The sequence below is a fragment of the Abyssibacter profundi genome, assembly GCF_003151135.1.
Classification (GTDB): Bacteria; Pseudomonadota; Gammaproteobacteria; order Nevskiales; family OUC007; genus Abyssibacter; species Abyssibacter profundi.
Genome location: NZ_QEQK01000008.1, coordinates 160,835 through 176,685 on the forward strand (window position 1 = coordinate 160,835; position 15,851 = coordinate 176,685).

Below are 15,851 nucleotides of genomic sequence, written 5' to 3' on the forward strand. Positions count from 1 at the left end.
CCTCTTGGAAGATGGCGCGCATGAGCGATGAATGCACCCGCATGCTGACCCAGCTGATCGCCCCGCTCACCCAGCCGGGCCAACCACTCCAGGCACGGTGGTTGGGTGATGCGGAGGACCCGCTACCGCAGCAGATTGCAGCAAAGACCGAGGGCCTAGTCTGGGAGGAAACGCGTGCAGACAATCGCTGGCCATTAGCCGTGATGGATGCACGCCGTGATCGCCCGGCGTCCTCCGAACTGGCCTGGTGGCGCGACCTGGGCGCTGCACAGCTGTTCGTATTGCTCCAACAGTCAGCCAGTTTTGAATCGGCACTGGTCTCGCTGGGCCTACGGCCGGTCGCCAGAGGTCCGCATCACGGCGTTTGGGCGTTCGACATCGCCGACTACAAACCCCGCCCCGACTGGCTGAACCCGCGGTTCTGGGCCAACCCGGACCGCTGGGAGCAGGCGCGGTGGTAACCCGCAACTTCGCGCTGCGATTACGCGAACTGGGCTAGGCTCAGCCCCCCGTCGCGCAGAATAGACAGACCATGGAAGCGGCTGTTTCCGAATACGGCATCTTTGCCGTTGTTTTCGGTACGATTTTCGAGGGCGAAGCCGCGTTGCTGCTGGCCGTCTTCCTGTCGCAGAGTGGTTACTTTCCGCTCCGGGACGTCATCCTCGCTGCATGGGTTGGCGCCATGTTGGGTGACCACCTGTGGTTTTACGCCGGCCGACTCGTGGGACCACGCTGGCTGGAATCCCACCCCGCTTTTGCGCGACGCGCCATGCGGGTGCGCGGGTTTGTGCTCCGGCACCAAGACATCACTATGCTGGGGTTTCGTTTCGCCATCGGCATGCGCACGGTCGTGCCCTTTGCGCTGGGCTTGGTGGGGATTTCGCGGCTGCGCTTCTTCTGCTTCAACCTCATCTCGTCGCTGGCCTGGGCGCTGCTCTATGGCACGGCCGGCGCGTGGATTGTCGGTGTCGTCACCCGAGCGATAGACGAACTACTTCGCAACGAGCTACGCCTCGCTCTGATCATTGCCCTGGTGCTGCTCTGTACCTGGCTCGCGGCCCGAGTCCGAGGCATCCTGCGTGAACGTCGCTTTCGGCGCCTGCGCGCCGAGGCCCGCGCGGCCCGCAGCGCCCGGCAGCAGCACTAAGCCCCCAGGGTCAAAGTTGGCACGCAATGTGAATCTACTGATGACGTCGGTCGGCGGACCGACATTCGTCTCCTCCGCACCTTGGGCGGTTCCGGTCTCGGAACCGCCTTTTCTTTAAGCGTCGATGGCCTAGGGCAGATGAAGCAACTGCCCCTGCGCCACACTGATGACATCGCCAGACAGCCGCACCGCTTTGAGCACGCCATTGTCGCCATGCAGGTGCAATCGAAGTTCAGACGGGCGCCCCATTTCGGCGCCCTGTCGCACCCGGATCAACGCTTCGTCGCGCCCCGCAAGCACCTTGGAGGCGATTCGGCCCGCCAGCGCCACTGCGGCCGCACCTGTCGCTGGATCTTCCGTAATGCCCGCTGCCAACGGAAAAACGCGCGTCGTGACCTCGTCTGGTCCGGGGCCAAAGGCAAAGCAGGCCAGATCAATCGCCTGTAATCGTCCGTTGATCGCGGGCGGCCGGATACCGGCGACCAGGGCCGTTGTTTGCAGCTCAAGAAAATGCACGGCCAGCCCGGCCGACCAGACCTCCACATCGCCGACGACCGTCTGGTGCGGCACCTGCAGGTCAGCAGCCATTTCAGCGGACGCGGGCCCGGTCACGGGCTGTGGCTGCGGCAAGGCCACCGGGGTCAGCGCAGCGTGGCCACGGCCATCCTGCCAACCCGCCTCGCAGACAATGCGGCCCACGGCTTCCTTGAGCTCGATCTGCCGGTCGGTGCCCTGCCCTCGTCCGGCCAGCCACGCAGCGGCACCGATGCTGGGATGGCCCGCAAAAGGCAGCTCCTTGCTTGGCGTGAAGATCCGGACTGCAAAGCGCGACGCCGCCCAGTCCCAGGCCGTGATGAATATGGTTTCGCTGAGGTTCATTTGCCGGGCAATGGTCTGCATCTGATCCGTGGTCAGTTGCAGTGGCTGCTCCGCTGCCTCGTGGACGATGGCCAGCGGATTGCCCGCGTAGGCTGTAGCGGTGAATACATCAACGATGGTGAATGCCAGATTCATGCGACATCCGATTCCGTGCCGGCGAGGTCAATACAAACATCTTGCGCCCCCCGGTCTAAGGCTTGGCGCAACCAGGATGGAATCGGTGTTTTGCCCCCCTCGTCTGAATGGATCAGCACGTAGGTGACCAGAGCCGTTGCCAGCGAGGAGTCATCACCGAACTGTCGAAATTCGGCGCGCAGGGTCATCGATGTGCGGCCAATCCGATCCACCGACAGTTCGAGATCTAGCACATCATCAAATCGGGCAGGCGCGGTCCAGTCGATCTTCATGGAGACCACCTGGGTGTCCAAACCGGCGTCGAGCAGCACCGCATGACCACCCCAGACGACGCGCTCGAACTCCGTAAAAGCGACATCCACCAGATCCATGTAACGGGCATTGAACAACACCCCCTGGGCGTCGCACTCACCATAGCGAACGCGAATCAGCACACGCATCGTCGTCTCCGTCTGAATTATTGGGTTGCTGCGGCGGGGAATGCATCCGGGTGCGCGGCCAGAAAGGCCTCGAGTCGGCGAGGAGGTCGACCCAGCACCTGCTCCACAGCTCCGCTGGGCTGACGCGTGTCGCGCGTCTCTCGCGTCCACGCTGCAAGCTCGCAGAAGATCTCAACCAGAAATGCTGGCAAGCCATAGCCTTGGAGCTGCACCCCCAGCGCTTCCGGGGATAAATCCTCGTAAACCACTGGCTGGCCCAGCCACCGGCTCAGCCGATCTGCCACCTCGCCGTGGGTGAGCAGTTCCGGGCCCGTCAAATCAATGGCCCGCACCCCCGGCGGCGTCGGCAGCGCCAGCAGATGCGCGGCCACCGCGGCAATGTCCGCGGCATCGATCCACCCCATCGCACCCTGGCCGGTGGCGTCCTGTAGCGTACCCGCCCGGATGGCTGGCGCGGCCCCAAGCAGGTTTTGCATGAACGAGTCCGGCTGCAACACCGTTCCCGACAGCCCACAGCCACGAAAATCGGCATCCAGCGCCCCATGGAGGCGTCCTAGGCGCAGGCCGGCGTCGATGACGCCTTGCAAAACGGAGAGGCGGACCACATGGTCCACGCCGGCCGCTACAAGCGCGGCAAGCTGTCGACGGCCAAGCTCGATGGCATTGGGTGCCAGCGGAACCATGCTGAAGGCCGCGCGGCAACCCTGCAGTGCGGGCTCCAGTGACGGCGCGTTCCAATCGGCCACAACATGGCATGGCCAGCTGGGCCGCCACGGCGGCGCCGCCCGCACGAGGCCCCGCACGGGCACACCCGCGGCGTGCAGTGCATCTGCGACCGCTCGCCCCACCTGCCCGGTCGCACCAAAAACGGCGACCGGGCGATGATCAGTCATGCAGCGCGTTAGGGCTGGAACTCGACACCTGCCGTGAGCAGGTAAACCGGGTCGTTGTTAATGACGTAAAAGTCCAAATCGCCGCCCAGCTTGACCCGGCCGAACCCCGTGTACCAGAGCCCGACGCCCGCCATGGGGTCGAAGCCATCGTCATCAAAGCTGCGCGTGCCCGACGAGGTGGTGGTTTCGAATTCCGACTGCCAGTAAGCGACACCCATGCGCAGTCGGCCTTCAAACCCGTAGACCGGGTCGGTGAAGATCACGCCAGCCAGGCTGATGCCGTCACCCGAGCGCGGCTGCACCGCCGCAGTCTTCACGGCCAGGGCATCGGCATCAGTCGTCGTTCCGCTGACGGACGTATCATGCGACCCCAGCGTGTACAGGCTCGCCTCAATCGCAATGACTCCGTCGATCTTGTAGCCGCCGTAAAGCGTCGCTGCGGTGTCCGAATCGTCCACATCAGCGGTTACATTGGGCTCGCCCATGGCCCGCAATTCCGTGGTGGTCGCATCGCTGCCCTTGTCGACAATCGAGAGACCCGCCCTCGCGCCCACATACCACTCGGCAGATGCCACACCCGAGACCAGCAGGCTCGCACCTGCCATGACCGCCATCAAAGCGTGCTGAACCGTTCCTGACTTGATCTGCATCGTTGATCTCCCTTTACCTAATAACGTTTGTCTGTTCATCCATGCGCGACGCGCCGAGACAAAGACGCGACCGCAGACTACCGCAGTCATGTGACAGCCCGTTACACATATTCGGGGGAATTGCAGAGTTGGATTCCCCCGGCGGCCATCCAGTCCACCGCTAAGCTAACATCGCCTTAATGGGTACAACACAGCGCAAATCAATTCGCCCACTGTTCGGTCTCGGCCTGCTGTGTGCACTGCTCTTTTTGCTCGCCACGCTGATCAATGCACTTGACGGGCTGGTGGACCTTTATGAGCGCGCCGCAGCCATCTCACCCTGGCTTCCCTGGTTGCTCCACGGTTTGCTGGGTGGATTCCTGCTCATCGCGCTTGGGTTCATTGCGTGGTGGCTGCTACCGATACGCCAGCGGTCCCGTCAACGGGTACTCGATGAACCCAGCTTGCGCGCGGCCGTACGCGCTCAGGCCGATGCGGGCGTGGATGTGTCGCGCGCCCTGTCCGAACTCGAAGAACTGGAAGCCCGCCGCCAAAGCGGTCGGGTGCACATCGCATTGTTCGGCGAGACCAGCAGCGGGAAAAGCAGCGTGATTCGCGCGCTGGTGCCAGAGGCAAGCGCGCAGGTGGACGTGCTTGCCGGAACTACCCGGCAGTGTCAGCGGTATTCGTGGCAAACAGCCGGTGAAGACGCATTGGAACTGGTCGATGCACCTGGCTTTTCACACGACAGCGAAGAGACCCGACTGGCGACGGAAGAGGCCATTCGTGCGCATTTGGTGATTTATCTCTGCGATGGCGATTTGACCCAGTCGGAATGGTTGCAAATCGATCGGCTGGTGGTATTCGGCAAGCCCATGGTGCTCGCGGTCAACAAGGCGGATCAGTTCCGGGAAGATGAACTGGAGGCCATCCGCCAGCAGATTGCCGAACGGTTCCCGCGTGGGAGTCGCCCACAAGTCGTGGGTATTACAGCGGGTGGCCTGGAACCGATCACCCGGATTGAACATGACGGCGCCGAGCGTGAGGAACTGAGACCGCGGCGGCCTCGGATCAAACCGCTGAAACTCGCCATCGAGCGCAGCCTGAGCCGGGATCCCGCCGCCCTGACCGAACTGCGCGATTCCGCGGTGTTTCAGCTGGCCGGTGATGCGCTGGACGACGCCCAGCGCAGTCATCAACGCCGGGCCGGCGAACGCATCATCGCCACCCACACGCGGGCGGCGGTCGTCGGCGCACTGGCTGCGCTCTCGCCGGGCTCGGATCTGGTCATTCAGGGCGCCATTGGCACCCGGCTGGTGCGTGCGCTTTGTCGCCTGCACGACGTGCGCGTGCGCGAGGTCGATATCGAAGCCGTGCTCCGCGACGCCGGCGGCACATCACGCAAATCCTCGGCATTGGTGCTCGCGGTCGCAGGCAACGCACTCAAGGCCTTTCCCGGACTGGGCACCGTGACAGGCGGACTGGTCCATGCCGTGGCCTATGGCCTGCTATTCGATGCCTTCGGACATGCGCTGGCCGATTCGCTGCGCAACTCAGGCTCACTCAGCCCTGGCGCCGTGTCTGAAGGTTTGGCCGAACGTCTGGATGATGACTTGTCGGTCGCGGCTCGCCGCATCGCGCGGCTCGCGCTGCGCCGGAACCGCCCAGATTCCGAAGAATGAAACCCGCCGACGACGCCGCCCAGCAGGCACTTGATGCGGTCCGCGACAGCCTGCGCGACCTCATCGACGATGCCGACACCCCGTCCAGCGTGCGTGAGGCCTTACAGGCCGAGTACAGCGATCTTCAAACCCTTTGGCAAAAACTGGAGGGAAACGAACTCCATGTCGCCGTATTTGGTCGCGTCAGCGTGGGCAAGTCATCGCTGCTCAATGCATTGCTCGCCCGCAATGTCTTCGCCACCGGCCCGCTGCATGGTGTCACCCAGCGTGCGGACACGGACCAGTGGACGCGGCTGGGAGATAGCGCCGTCCGGGTGTTCGACACGCCGGGCATCGACGAGATCGACGGCCAGGGACGCGAGCGCCTGGCTGCACAGGTCGCGCGCCGTGCCGATCTGGTGTTGTTCGTCTGCGACGCCGACCTCACACAACTCGAGTACGCCGCGCTGGCGCAACTGGCCGCCACGCATCGGCCACTGCTTCTGATACTGAACAAGGCCGACCGCTACCATCAGGCAGAGCGTGCGCGCCTGCTCGACCGCTTGCGCGAGCGCACGGCGACACTGCTGCAACCGGAACACGTACTGTCTGCGGCGGCGGACCCGAGACCCGAAACCGTGGTGCGAATCGATGCCAACGGCGAGGAAACCGAGTCCACCCGCCCCCGCGCACCCGACGTCGCTGAAGTGGCCGCGCGCGTATCCGAGATCCTGGAGCGCGAGGGACTGCTGTTGTCCGCCCTCAACGCCGGCCTCTATGCCAGCGAAGTCTCGGATACCGTGGCGGCGCGCGTCGCCGATATTCGCTCTACGGCAGCCCAACGCGTCATTCGAGGGTACTGCCTTGGCAAGGGGCTGGCCGTGGCCATCAACCCGGTCCCGCTGACCGACCTGGCTGCGGCGGCGGCACTGGATGTCAGCCTGGTGTTTCACCTCGGGCGCATCTACGGCCTGCCCGTCACCCGTCATGAGGCTGGACGCCTGGTCGGGGTCATCAGCCTGCAGCTGGCCGCGCTCATGGGCGCAGTCTGGGCCGTGCACGCCGCCTCCAGCCTGCTCAAGACACTAAGCGCAGGCCTGTCCGTCACGGTCACGGCCCTGGCGCAGGGCTCGGTGGCCTGGTATGCCACCTATGTCATCGGCCAGGTCGCTACCCGTTATTTTGTCAACGGCCGCAGTTGGGGCCCTGGCGGACCAAAACGAGCGGTCAACGATGTCCTGTCCTTGGTCGATCGCGAATCCATCTTGGCCGAAGCCCGTCAAGCCCTGACGGAGCGGCTGCGTCGCCAACGGCAATAACGCCGAACCCCACGCCCGCATGATCTGTTGCGACCCTTCCAGGGTCTTGGACATCTTCAAACTATCCAGCGCTGCCCTTAACGGGAACGACCGGTTTAATTGACGAAAATACTGCCAGTTTCGCCAACTGCCGCCATGCATCGCGTCAGGCAGCGTTCATATTTCTTTTATTATCAATGCATTAACGTATGTCCGTGACTGGCACGGGGCTTGAAGCCAATCGGACATCGGTCGCACGCGGTGGTCGGCGACCATCACCTCAATAGCGCCTGCGCGGACAGGCAAGGGAGCAAAACAACATGTCTCGATTGACCGGATGGCCTGTGGTTGTCGTCTTCACGCTATCGCTGCTCGGTGCCTGCGGCGCACCGGCACCGGAAGACGATCACGATGGCGAGGATGCCCCCGAAGAGCCTGCTGTTCCGGTTGAGGTCGCCACCGCCGAGCTCGGAACCATCTCCGCCGCATGGCGAGGCAGTGCGACGCTGGAGGCCGAGGCCGAATCCGATGTGGTTGCGCGCGTGGGCGGGATCGTCGAGACCCTGCTGGTCGAAGAAGGCGATGCCGTCGAAGCCGGTGACGCGCTGGCCCGACTGGATACCGACCAGCGCGCTTTGGAGTTGCGGCAGGCCAAGGCCGAGCTGGAACGGCTGCGCGCCGACCATGAGCGGAACAAGGCGATCTTCCGTGAGAATCTCATCAGCCGTGAAGTGTTTGATCGCACCCGTTTCGAGCTGGAATCGGCCCGAGCGGCCTACGATCTGGCCCAGCTGGCGTTGGAGCATTCCACCATCCGCTCACCAATCGACGGCCTCGTCTCTGCCCGCTACGTCAAGGTCGGCAACCTGGTCGCGGCAAACAGCCCGGCGTTTCACGTTACCCAGTTTGACCCGCTGCTGGCCGTCTTTCATGTGCCGGAGCGTGAGATTCACCAACTGGCCGCCGGGCAAACGGCCATGTTGAGTTTCGATGCCTGGCCGGACGAGGAGTTTGCGGGCGAGATCGACCGCATCAGCCCCGTGGTGAACCCCGAGACCGGGACGGTCAAGGTCACCGTGCAAATGCAACCAGCCGGCCAGCGGCTCCAGCCCGGCATGTTCGGGCGCGTACGCATTCTCTACGACAGCCGCGACAACGCAGTTCTGGTGCCGGCTGACGCGGTCATCACCGAGGATGCCCGCGATGCGGTGTTTGTCGTCGTCGGTGGACAGGCATTGCGCCGGGACGTGGTTGTCGGCTTTGAAGAGGCCGGACGCGTCCAAATCGAATCCGGCGTGAGTGCCGGCGACACCGTCGTGGTCACCGGCCAGGCGGCACTCCGTGACGACACCCCGGTCGAGATTGTCGGACAACCCGATGAGGACGATGAGCAGATGTCGACCACCGACGACGGTCAGGGCTGAGCATGGGCTACATCCGCACCGCCGTCAGCCGGCCCATCGCCGTGCTGATGATGACCATTGCCGTGGCCCTGTTCGGACTCGTATCGCTGGCCCGGCTGGAAGTCACCCTGCTGCCCGACCTGAACTATCCGACGCTGACCGTGCGCACGGACTACGTCGGTGCAGCGCCCGCCGAAGTGGAGACCTTGCTGTCCAAGCCGGTCGAGGAAGCGCTGGGCATCGTCAAGAACCTGCGCGAAGTCCGCTCGGTGTCGCGCGCTGGCCAGTCAGACGTGGTGCTGGAGTTTGCCTGGGGCACGGAAATGGATTTCGCCGTGCTCGATGTCCGCGAACGCCTGGATGCCCTGGAACTACCCGATGAGGCATCCCGGCCGCTGGTACTGCGCTTTGACCCGTCTGAAGACCCCATCGTGCGGCTGGCATTGTCGCTGCCCGAGGGTAGCGACCCGACGGTCGATGACCTCAAGCGTCTGCGACGCGCTGCGGAGGACCAGGTTCAACGTCCATTGGAATCGGTGATCGGCGTCGCCGCTGTCAAGATTTCCGGCGGGCTGGAAGATGAAATCCAGATTCTTCTAGACATCGACAAGGTCGCCCAGCTGCGGCTGACGCCGGCTCAGATCGCCGAGCGCTTGAACGCAGAAAACGTCAATCTGTCGGGCGGGCGTGTGGAAGACGGGAGCGCGGCCTATCTGGTCCGCACGCTGAATCAGTTCAATTCCCTGCAGGACATCCGGCGCACCATTCTGACCAGTATCGACGGCCGGCCGATTTATGTAGAGGACGTGGCCACGGTGGTCGCCGGACACAAGGAGCGTGAAGCCATTATCCGAGTGGGCGGACGCGAAGCCGTGGAGGTGGCGGTCTACAAGGAAGGCGACGCCAATACCGTCGCCGCTGCCCAGGCGGTGCTGGCTCGGGTCCAACAACTCAATGACGTCCTGCCGGATGGCCTGACACTGACCAGCCTCTACGACCAATCCGTCTTCATCCAGAGCGCGATTAGCGGTGTGACCCAGGCCGGGCTGTATGGCGCCCTGCTGGCGGTGCTGGTGCTGTTCCTGTTCCTGCGCGAAGCCCGGCCGACATTGATCATTGCGCTGGCGATCCCGATTTCCGTCATCGTCACCTTCATGCCCATGCGGTTTGCGGGCTTATCGCTAAACATCATGTCACTGGGCGGCATGGCCCTGGCCATCGGTTTGCTGGTCGACAATGCCATCGTGGTGTTGGAAAACATTGCGCGACGCAGGGAAGCGGGCGACACGCTCATCGACGCCGCGGTCCATGGTGCGGGCGAGGTCTCCGGCGCCATTGTCGCGTCAACGCTGACCACCGTAGCCGTGTTCTTTCCCATGGTGTTCGTGCAAGGCATCGCCGGCCAGCTGTTTGCCGACCAGGCGCTGGTGGTGACCTTTGCGCTCTTGGTGTCGCTGGCGGTCTCGCTCACGGTCATCCCCACCCTGGCCGCTCGCGGCAGTCGCCCCATCGAGATTCAGCCGCGCCAGCCCTTGGGGGATCAGCCCCGCGGCAAGCGCTGGCTGTACGGCGCACTGCGCGCGCTCGAGTGGTTGCTGACATGGCTGCTGCGCATCCCGGTGCTGCTGTTCACCCTGGCAGCCCGCATGCTGGCCCTGATGCTGCGACCGTTGGCCGCGGCCTGGTCGGCCGGTTTCCGAGCCGTCGCCGCCGCCTATGCGCGCTTGCTGGATATCGCTCTCGGTGCCCGCGCCGTCGTGTTGCTCGTGGCCGCATCCGCATTTGGGGGCAGCCTCTGGCTTGCAGGCCAGCTAGGTGTGGAGCTAATCCCCCCCATGGACCAAGGCGAGTTCAGCCTGGCCGCCAAGTTGCCAGCGGGGACGCCGCTGGAATCCTCGGACCGGTTTGTCCGCCGTGTTCAGGCCGCCTTCGCCGATGACCCCGCAGTCCGTGCGGTCTACGGTGTCGCCGGAACCGGCAACCGACTGGACTCCAATCCGGAGTTGGGTGGCGAGAATGTGGCCACGATCAGCTTCGCCCTGGCACCGGGTGCCGACGAATCGGCACTCCGCCAGCGCGTTCGACGCTTCATCGAGCGAACACCAGGCCTGGAGTACCGCTTTGAGACCCCCACCCTATTCAGTCTTGAAAAAGCGCTGGAGGTGGAGATCGCGGGCTACGACCTCGCCGCACTGGAGCGGATTGCATCGGCGTTGCAGGCTCGGCTGGAGCAATCCGACCGGTTTGTGGACGTGGAATCCAGCGCCGAACGCGGCCAGCCGGAAGTGCGGGTAGTCTTCGAACAGGAGCGCGCCGCGGCGCTGGGCCTACAGGTCGCGGATCTGGCCAGCCGGGTCGTGACGCTGGTCCAGGGTGATGTCGCCACCCGCTACCGCGTCTCGGACCGCGAGATCGATGTGGTCGTGCGTGGCAAGCAGGCCGATCAGACCAGCTATGAGGACCTCAAGCGTCTGACCATTAACCCCGAATCTGCCCACCCTGTTCCGCTGGAAACCGTCGCCCGAATCGAACTGGACCGTGGCCCGGCGGAAATTCGTCGCACCGCCCAGCAGCGTGTGGTGGTGCTGAGCATGGACACGGCCTACGGCGACCTGGGCTCTGCCATCGACGAGCTCCAGACCCATTTGGGCCAGGTTTTCGTTCCACGCGGCATTGCGACCGACATCGGTGGTCAGAGCGAAGAAATGGAGGTGAGCTTCCGTTCGCTGCAACTGGCCCTGGGTTTGGCCATCTTCCTGGTCTACCTGGTCATGGCCTCGCAGTTCGAGTCACTCGTGCATCCGTTTGTGATCCTGTTCTCCGTCCCGCTGGCCGCGATCGGCGCCTTTGGCGGACTGTACCTGACGGGCACACAGATTAACGTCGTGGCGCTGATCGGACTGATCGTGCTCGCCGGCATCGTGGTCAACAACGCCATCGTGTTGATCGACCTCATCAACCGCCTGCGTGAGCAGGGCCGAGAGGTCGGCGTCGCCATTCGAGAAGCCGGTCAGGCACGACTTCGCCCCATTCTGATGACCACGCTGACAACCGCACTCGGCCTGCTCCCATTGGCGATCAGCGGTGATGATGGCGCCGAGGTTCGCGCCCCGCTGGCGATTACAGTCATCGGAGGGCTGATGGTCTCCACCCTGCTGACGCTGGTGGTGATTCCGGTGGTGTATTCCCTGGTCAGTCGGGAACGCCGGCCTGCGCAGACGGAGCCGACCGCATGAGTCTGACCGAACTCTCACTACGGCGCCCGGTCACCGTCACCATGGTGTTTGTGTGCCTGGCGGTGATCGGGACGCTCTCGTCCCGGTTGTTGCCGCTGGAGTTCCTGCCCGAGATGGAGTTTCCCGGGATCTACGTGGAATTGCCGTACCGCAACTCCACCCCGGAGGAAGTCGAGCGCCTCATCGTGCGCCCGGTTGAGGAAGCCTTGTCCACGCTGTCCGGCGTCAAGCGCATGAACTCCGAATCACGTGAGGACGGCGGCGGCGTCTTTGTCCAGTTTGACTGGGGGGCCGATCTGCGGATCAAGGGCGTCGAGGCGCGTGACAAGATCGACGCGATACGCGACAGCCTGCCGGATGAGCTGCAACGCATTCGCTTTCAGAAGTTCAACGCCAGCGACCAACCGATTCTCGTCCTGCGAGTGTCGGCCAACCGGGATCTCGCTGACGCCTACGACATGCTCAATCGCAACCTGCGGCGTCGGGTCGAGCGGATTCAGGGTGTGTCGCGCGTCGAGCTGTACGGCGTTTGGGCCAAGGAAGTCCGCATCGAGTTGTCGGCGGATCGCGTGGCCACCCACCAGGTCGACCTGCGTCAGGTCGCCGAACACTTACGGGCCGCCAACTTTGAATTCACCGCGGGCGAGATCGCCGAGCGTCGTCGTCGTTTCACCGTCAAGCCCAATGCCCGCTTCAACTCGCTGGAGGAGATCGAGCAGTTGGTCGTCGGCGAACGGGGGCTGCGCCTGGGTGATATCGCCGAAGTCCGCTACACCGACCCGGTTCGCACCCGTGGCCGGCACCTGGATGGCAAATACGCCATCGGTTTGAACATCTTTAAGGAGAACGGGGCAAACCTCGTCGAAGTGGCTGACGCGGTGTTGGCGGAGATCGACGTGATCAGCGGCCTGCGCGAAATGCAGGGCATCACGCTGTATGCCATGGACAACCAGGCCGCCGGCGTGAAGGACTCGCTCAACGAGCTGCTCATGTCGGGGCTGGTCGGCGCACTGCTCTCGATTCTGGTGCTCTACGCCTTTCTGCGCGACTGGCCCATGACGCTCATCGTGGCCTTATCGGTGCCGTTCTCGATTCTGATCACGCTGGGCTCGATGTATTTTCTCGGCTTCACGCTCAACATCCTGTCGATGATGGGCCTGATGCTCTCCATCGGGATGCTGGTCGACAACGCCGTGGTGGTCACGGAAAGCGTGTTCACGAATCGCGAGCGTTTCCCGAACGATCCCCAACGCGCCACCATCGCCGGCGTGGACGCCGTCGCGCTGGCAGTAACCGCTGGCACGCTGACCACCGCCATCGTCTTTCTACCCAACATCTTCGGCAAGAAAGACGAGATGTCGATGTTCATGAGCCATGTGGCCATTACGATCTGCATCTCGCTGGCCGCATCGCTGGCGATTGCCCGCACCCTGATCCCCCAGCTGGCATCGCGCATTCAAGGCCGCGTGAACCAGGGCGGCCGCATCATGCAGGCCATCTTGCGTCGTTATCCCAGGATGATTGCCTGGACGCTGCGGCACCGCTGGGTGGCCATCGTGACCGCACTGGGCGTCGGCGTCAGCGTGATCCCCTTGTTCGCCAGCGGGCTGGTCAAGGCCGATATGTTTCCGCGCAACGATACCGAGCGCCTGTTCCTGCCCTATCACGTGAACGGTGTGTACGCGCTGGACAAGGTCGAAGCCGCCGTCGACGAGATCGAAGCCTACCTGTTCGCAAACAAGGAGGCCTTCGAGTTCGACAGTGTCTACAGCTTTTACGACCTTGGTCGGGCCGAATCGACCATCATCCTCAAGGATGCCGAGGCACGCACCCAGTCCGTGGAGGAACTGAAGAACGCCATCATGGCGGGCCTGCCGAAGATTGCGATTGGCAACCCAACGTTCAATGAGCAGCGCAGCGGCGGTGAGCAGCTCTCACTGTTCATCACCGGCGAATCCACCGAGCGGCTGAACGAGGTCGCCGAGGGCGTGGCCCGGCTGCTGGAGGGTGTGAGCGGTATTCGTGATGCCCGCGTCGAGGCCGACGCCTCCAGCTGGGAGGTTCGGGTCCGGGTGGATCGCGATCGCGCGCGTAAGGTCGGTCTGACCAGCCAGCAGGTCGCGGAGAGTGTCGCCACCGCGATTCGCGGCGTGGAGCTACGTCCCTACCGGGCCGCCACCGGTGAAATCGACCTGCTCCTACAGTTCCGCCGCGCTGACCGGCTGAACCTGGATCAGCTGCGCCTACTGCCCATCCGCACAGCCGACGGCAGCTCCGTTGTGTTGGGACAGATTGCGGAACTCAGCATCGGCGACGTGCCCGCCACCATCCGCCGGCAGGATCGTCGCACGGGCCTGCGCGTCAATCTATTCACCCAGGATGACGTCACGCCGGATGAGCTGCGCGAACGCATGACGCCGCTCATGGATCAGTACCGCATGCCACCGGGTTACGACTGGCGCTACGGCCGCGCGTTTAACCAACAGGACGAGAACATGGGCTCCATGGTCACCAACCTGTTGCTGGCATTGATTCTGATCTACCTCGTCATGGCGGCCATGTTCGAATCGATTCTGGCGCCCTTTGCGATCATCACGGGAATCGGGTTCTCGTTCATTGGAGTGTTTTGGTTCTTTGCACTCACCGGCACGACGTTCCAGTTCATGGCCATGATTGGCATGCTGATCCTGATGGGCGTTGTGGTGAACAACGGCATTGTGCTGATCGACCACATCCGCAATCTGCGTGTGGGCGGCATGCCGCGGGATGAGGCCATTGCAACAGGTGCCCGGGACCGTCTGCGCCCCATTCTGATGACGGTAGGTACCACCGTGCTGGGGCTGATCCCCCTGTCGGTGGGCACCGCCTCTGTGGGCGGCGACGGGCCACCCTACTTCCCGATGGCCCGCGCCATTATCGGCGGCCTGACGTTTTCAACCGTGGTCAGCCTGCTGTTCCTCCCGGCCATCTACAGCCTGCTGGATGACTTTGGCCTATGGCTTCGGCGCCTCTCACGCGGCGCGCGGGGTGAGCGGGTCACCGGGTTCGCGGCCCGGCAGCGCTAGCAGACGCGACGGATAGCCCTCAGGAGGGTGGCTCCAACCTGTTGTTGACTTGCGGCAGGCGCTGATGCCTCTGGGTGCGAAGGCATCAGCGTATCCCTACGCCGTCAATGCCTGAGTCCGGGCCATATCGCGCAGCACCTGCTCGCTGTGCGGATCAGCCGGAAAATACGATTCCACGCGGAGTTCGTCGGTGGTGATGTCCTGGGGCGTCCCGAACGTGGAGATCATCGTGAACAGCCGCAGTTCCAAGCCGTCCTTGGACAGTGTGACCGGCAGCACCGGTGATGGGTCGCGCGCCCACTGGGCAACCTGCCATTCGCTACGGACCCCCGGGTAGGCGCTGACTTCATCCAACAGCGCATGCAGGGCCGCGTGCCCGGTTGCATCGGCCTCTCTGCGGGTCCTTAACATCAATTCAGCCGCTACGTCGGTCCAGTTGGCGATGTACGGCCGCATCCCCTCTGGGTGCAAGGTTAGCTTGAAGACGTTACGCGGTCCTTCGGGGCAAACCCGGGCCCACATCGCCTCGGCGTCGCCGGCCAAGGCCAGCAAGCGGTGCATGGCGGCATTGCCCTGCAGCAGATTCCAGGCACGGTCAGCCACGGTCGCAGGGAACGGATCCTGGTGGCGCAGCAGCATATCCAGCGCTTGGCGAATCGGGCCCATCGATGGATCATCCAGCGACGTCTCGCCATAAACGGGCGCGAATCCAGCCGCTCCCAACAGGCTGTTTTGCTCCCGTAGCGGCAGACTCAAGGCGTTGGCCAGCTGAATCACCATGTCCCGGCTTGGCTGGGCGCGACCGACCTCGAGAAAACTCACATGGCGCTGCGACACACCGGCGGCTAGCGCCAGCTCGAGCTGCGACAACTTCCGCGCCGCACGCCAGCGCTTGAGCAAATGCGCGAACCCCCGCGGGTCGTGTCCCCGGACGTGGTGTAAGAGTGGCCACCGTGCCCCGCGGTAATCTGAGGTTTCTTGACGACCTTAGACAACCGAAAGAGGGACACGATGACCGACGACAGGATGGCGCTGCGCGCGCTGCTTGAAAAGGGTTCTCACGCT

At 63.8% G+C, this 15,851-nt stretch carries 12 protein-coding genes; 7 read left to right on the top strand and 5 right to left on the bottom strand.

Going from position 1 to position 15,851, the window contains the following annotated elements:
• The first annotated feature begins 20 nt into the window (after window positions 1-20).
• Window positions 21-461, top strand: a complete 441-nt coding sequence (locus DEH80_RS10720) for a DUF6231 family protein (RefSeq protein WP_133249209.1) — start codon at window positions 21-23, stop codon at window positions 459-461.
• Window positions 462-532: 71 nt separating this feature from the next.
• On the top strand, window positions 533-1,147 hold the full coding sequence (locus tag DEH80_RS10725; RefSeq protein WP_109720490.1) for a DedA family protein: 615 nt from the start codon (window positions 533-535) through the stop codon (window positions 1,145-1,147).
• A gap of 129 nt (window positions 1,148-1,276) precedes the next feature.
• Here DEH80_RS10725 and DEH80_RS10730 read toward each other — a convergent pair whose 3' ends face one another.
• Genes DEH80_RS10730 through DEH80_RS10745 form a run of 4 tightly spaced genes read right to left on the bottom strand, consistent with a single transcriptional unit; the run spans window position 1,277 to window position 4,144 of the window.
• Entirely contained in the window at window positions 1,277-2,161 is an 885-nt protein-coding gene (locus DEH80_RS10730) for a PhzF family phenazine biosynthesis protein (protein ID WP_109720491.1), read from the bottom strand.
• A complete protein-coding gene (locus DEH80_RS10735) occupies window positions 2,158-2,601 on the bottom strand; it encodes an acyl-CoA thioesterase (RefSeq protein ID WP_109720492.1) in 444 nt (147 codons plus the stop codon). The genes DEH80_RS10730 and DEH80_RS10735 overlap by 4 nt, the downstream gene beginning before the upstream one ends.
• Window positions 2,602-2,618: 17 nt before the next feature.
• On the bottom strand, window positions 2,619-3,494 hold the full coding sequence (locus DEH80_RS10740) for an NmrA family NAD(P)-binding protein (protein WP_109720493.1): 876 nt from the start codon (window positions 3,492-3,494) through the stop codon (window positions 2,619-2,621).
• An 8-nt stretch (window positions 3,495-3,502) separates the two neighbouring features.
• Window positions 3,503-4,144, bottom strand: coding sequence for a hypothetical protein (locus DEH80_RS10745; protein WP_165831424.1), 642 nt, complete (start codon window positions 4,142-4,144; stop codon window positions 3,503-3,505).
• A gap of 179 nt (window positions 4,145-4,323) precedes the next feature.
• On the opposite strand from DEH80_RS10745, the gene DEH80_RS10750 reads away from it, so the two are divergent.
• From DEH80_RS10750 to DEH80_RS10770, 5 genes are all read left to right on the top strand, one after another.
• Window positions 4,324-5,805 carry a GTPase gene (locus tag DEH80_RS10750; RefSeq protein WP_109720495.1) on the top strand — a complete coding sequence of 494 codons (1,482 nt, stop codon included), beginning with the start codon at window positions 4,324-4,326 and terminating at the stop codon, window positions 5,803-5,805.
• A complete protein-coding gene (locus DEH80_RS10755; protein WP_109720496.1) occupies window positions 5,802-7,103 on the top strand; it encodes a GTP-binding protein in 1,302 nt (433 codons plus the stop codon). Before DEH80_RS10750 ends, DEH80_RS10755 begins: the two co-directional genes overlap by 4 nt.
• A 299-nt stretch (window positions 7,104-7,402) precedes the next feature.
• Window positions 7,403-8,506, top strand: coding sequence for an efflux RND transporter periplasmic adaptor subunit (locus tag DEH80_RS10760; RefSeq protein ID WP_109720497.1), 1,104 nt, complete (start codon window positions 7,403-7,405; stop codon window positions 8,504-8,506).
• A 2-nt stretch (window positions 8,507-8,508) separates the two neighbouring features.
• Window positions 8,509-11,721, top strand: coding sequence for an efflux RND transporter permease subunit (locus DEH80_RS10765; RefSeq protein WP_109720498.1), 3,213 nt, complete (start codon window positions 8,509-8,511; stop codon window positions 11,719-11,721).
• Window positions 11,718-14,786 (top strand): efflux RND transporter permease subunit, encoded by a 3,069-nt coding sequence (locus DEH80_RS10770; protein WP_109720499.1) that lies wholly within the window; start codon window positions 11,718-11,720, stop codon window positions 14,784-14,786. Before DEH80_RS10765 ends, DEH80_RS10770 begins: the two co-directional genes overlap by 4 nt.
• Window positions 14,787-14,882: 96 nt before the next feature.
• Here the strand turns inward: DEH80_RS10770 and DEH80_RS10775 are convergent, their stop codons facing one another.
• A complete protein-coding gene (locus DEH80_RS10775) occupies window positions 14,883-15,686 on the bottom strand; it encodes an MmyB family transcriptional regulator (RefSeq protein WP_109720500.1) in 804 nt (267 codons plus the stop codon).
• Window positions 15,687-15,851: the final 165 nt, after the last annotated feature.

What these genes read in the sequence shown, in the direction of transcription:
- DEH80_RS10720 (WP_133249209.1), top strand. Translation starts at nt 21, where the DNA reads ATGAGCGATGAATGCACCCGCATGCTGACCCAGCTGATCGCCCCGCTC.
- DEH80_RS10725 (WP_109720490.1), top strand. Translation starts at nt 533, where the DNA reads ATGGAAGCGGCTGTTTCCGAATACGGCATCTTTGCCGTTGTTTTCGGT.
- DEH80_RS10730 (WP_109720491.1), bottom strand. Translation starts at nt 2,161, where the DNA reads ATGAATCTGGCATTCACCATCGTTGATGTATTCACCGCTACAGCCTAC.
- DEH80_RS10735 (WP_109720492.1), bottom strand. Translation starts at nt 2,601, where the DNA reads ATGCGTGTGCTGATTCGCGTTCGCTATGGTGAGTGCGACGCCCAGGGG.
- DEH80_RS10740 (WP_109720493.1), bottom strand. Translation starts at nt 3,494, where the DNA reads ATGACTGATCATCGCCCGGTCGCCGTTTTTGGTGCGACCGGGCAGGTG.
- DEH80_RS10745 (WP_165831424.1), bottom strand. Translation starts at nt 4,144, where the DNA reads ATGCAGATCAAGTCAGGAACGGTTCAGCACGCTTTGATGGCGGTCATG.
- DEH80_RS10750 (WP_109720495.1), top strand. Translation starts at nt 4,324, where the DNA reads ATGGGTACAACACAGCGCAAATCAATTCGCCCACTGTTCGGTCTCGGC.
- DEH80_RS10755 (WP_109720496.1), top strand. Translation starts at nt 5,802, where the DNA reads ATGAAACCCGCCGACGACGCCGCCCAGCAGGCACTTGATGCGGTCCGC.
- DEH80_RS10760 (WP_109720497.1), top strand. Translation starts at nt 7,403, where the DNA reads ATGTCTCGATTGACCGGATGGCCTGTGGTTGTCGTCTTCACGCTATCG.
- DEH80_RS10765 (WP_109720498.1), top strand. Translation starts at nt 8,509, where the DNA reads ATGGGCTACATCCGCACCGCCGTCAGCCGGCCCATCGCCGTGCTGATG.
- DEH80_RS10770 (WP_109720499.1), top strand. Translation starts at nt 11,718, where the DNA reads ATGAGTCTGACCGAACTCTCACTACGGCGCCCGGTCACCGTCACCATG.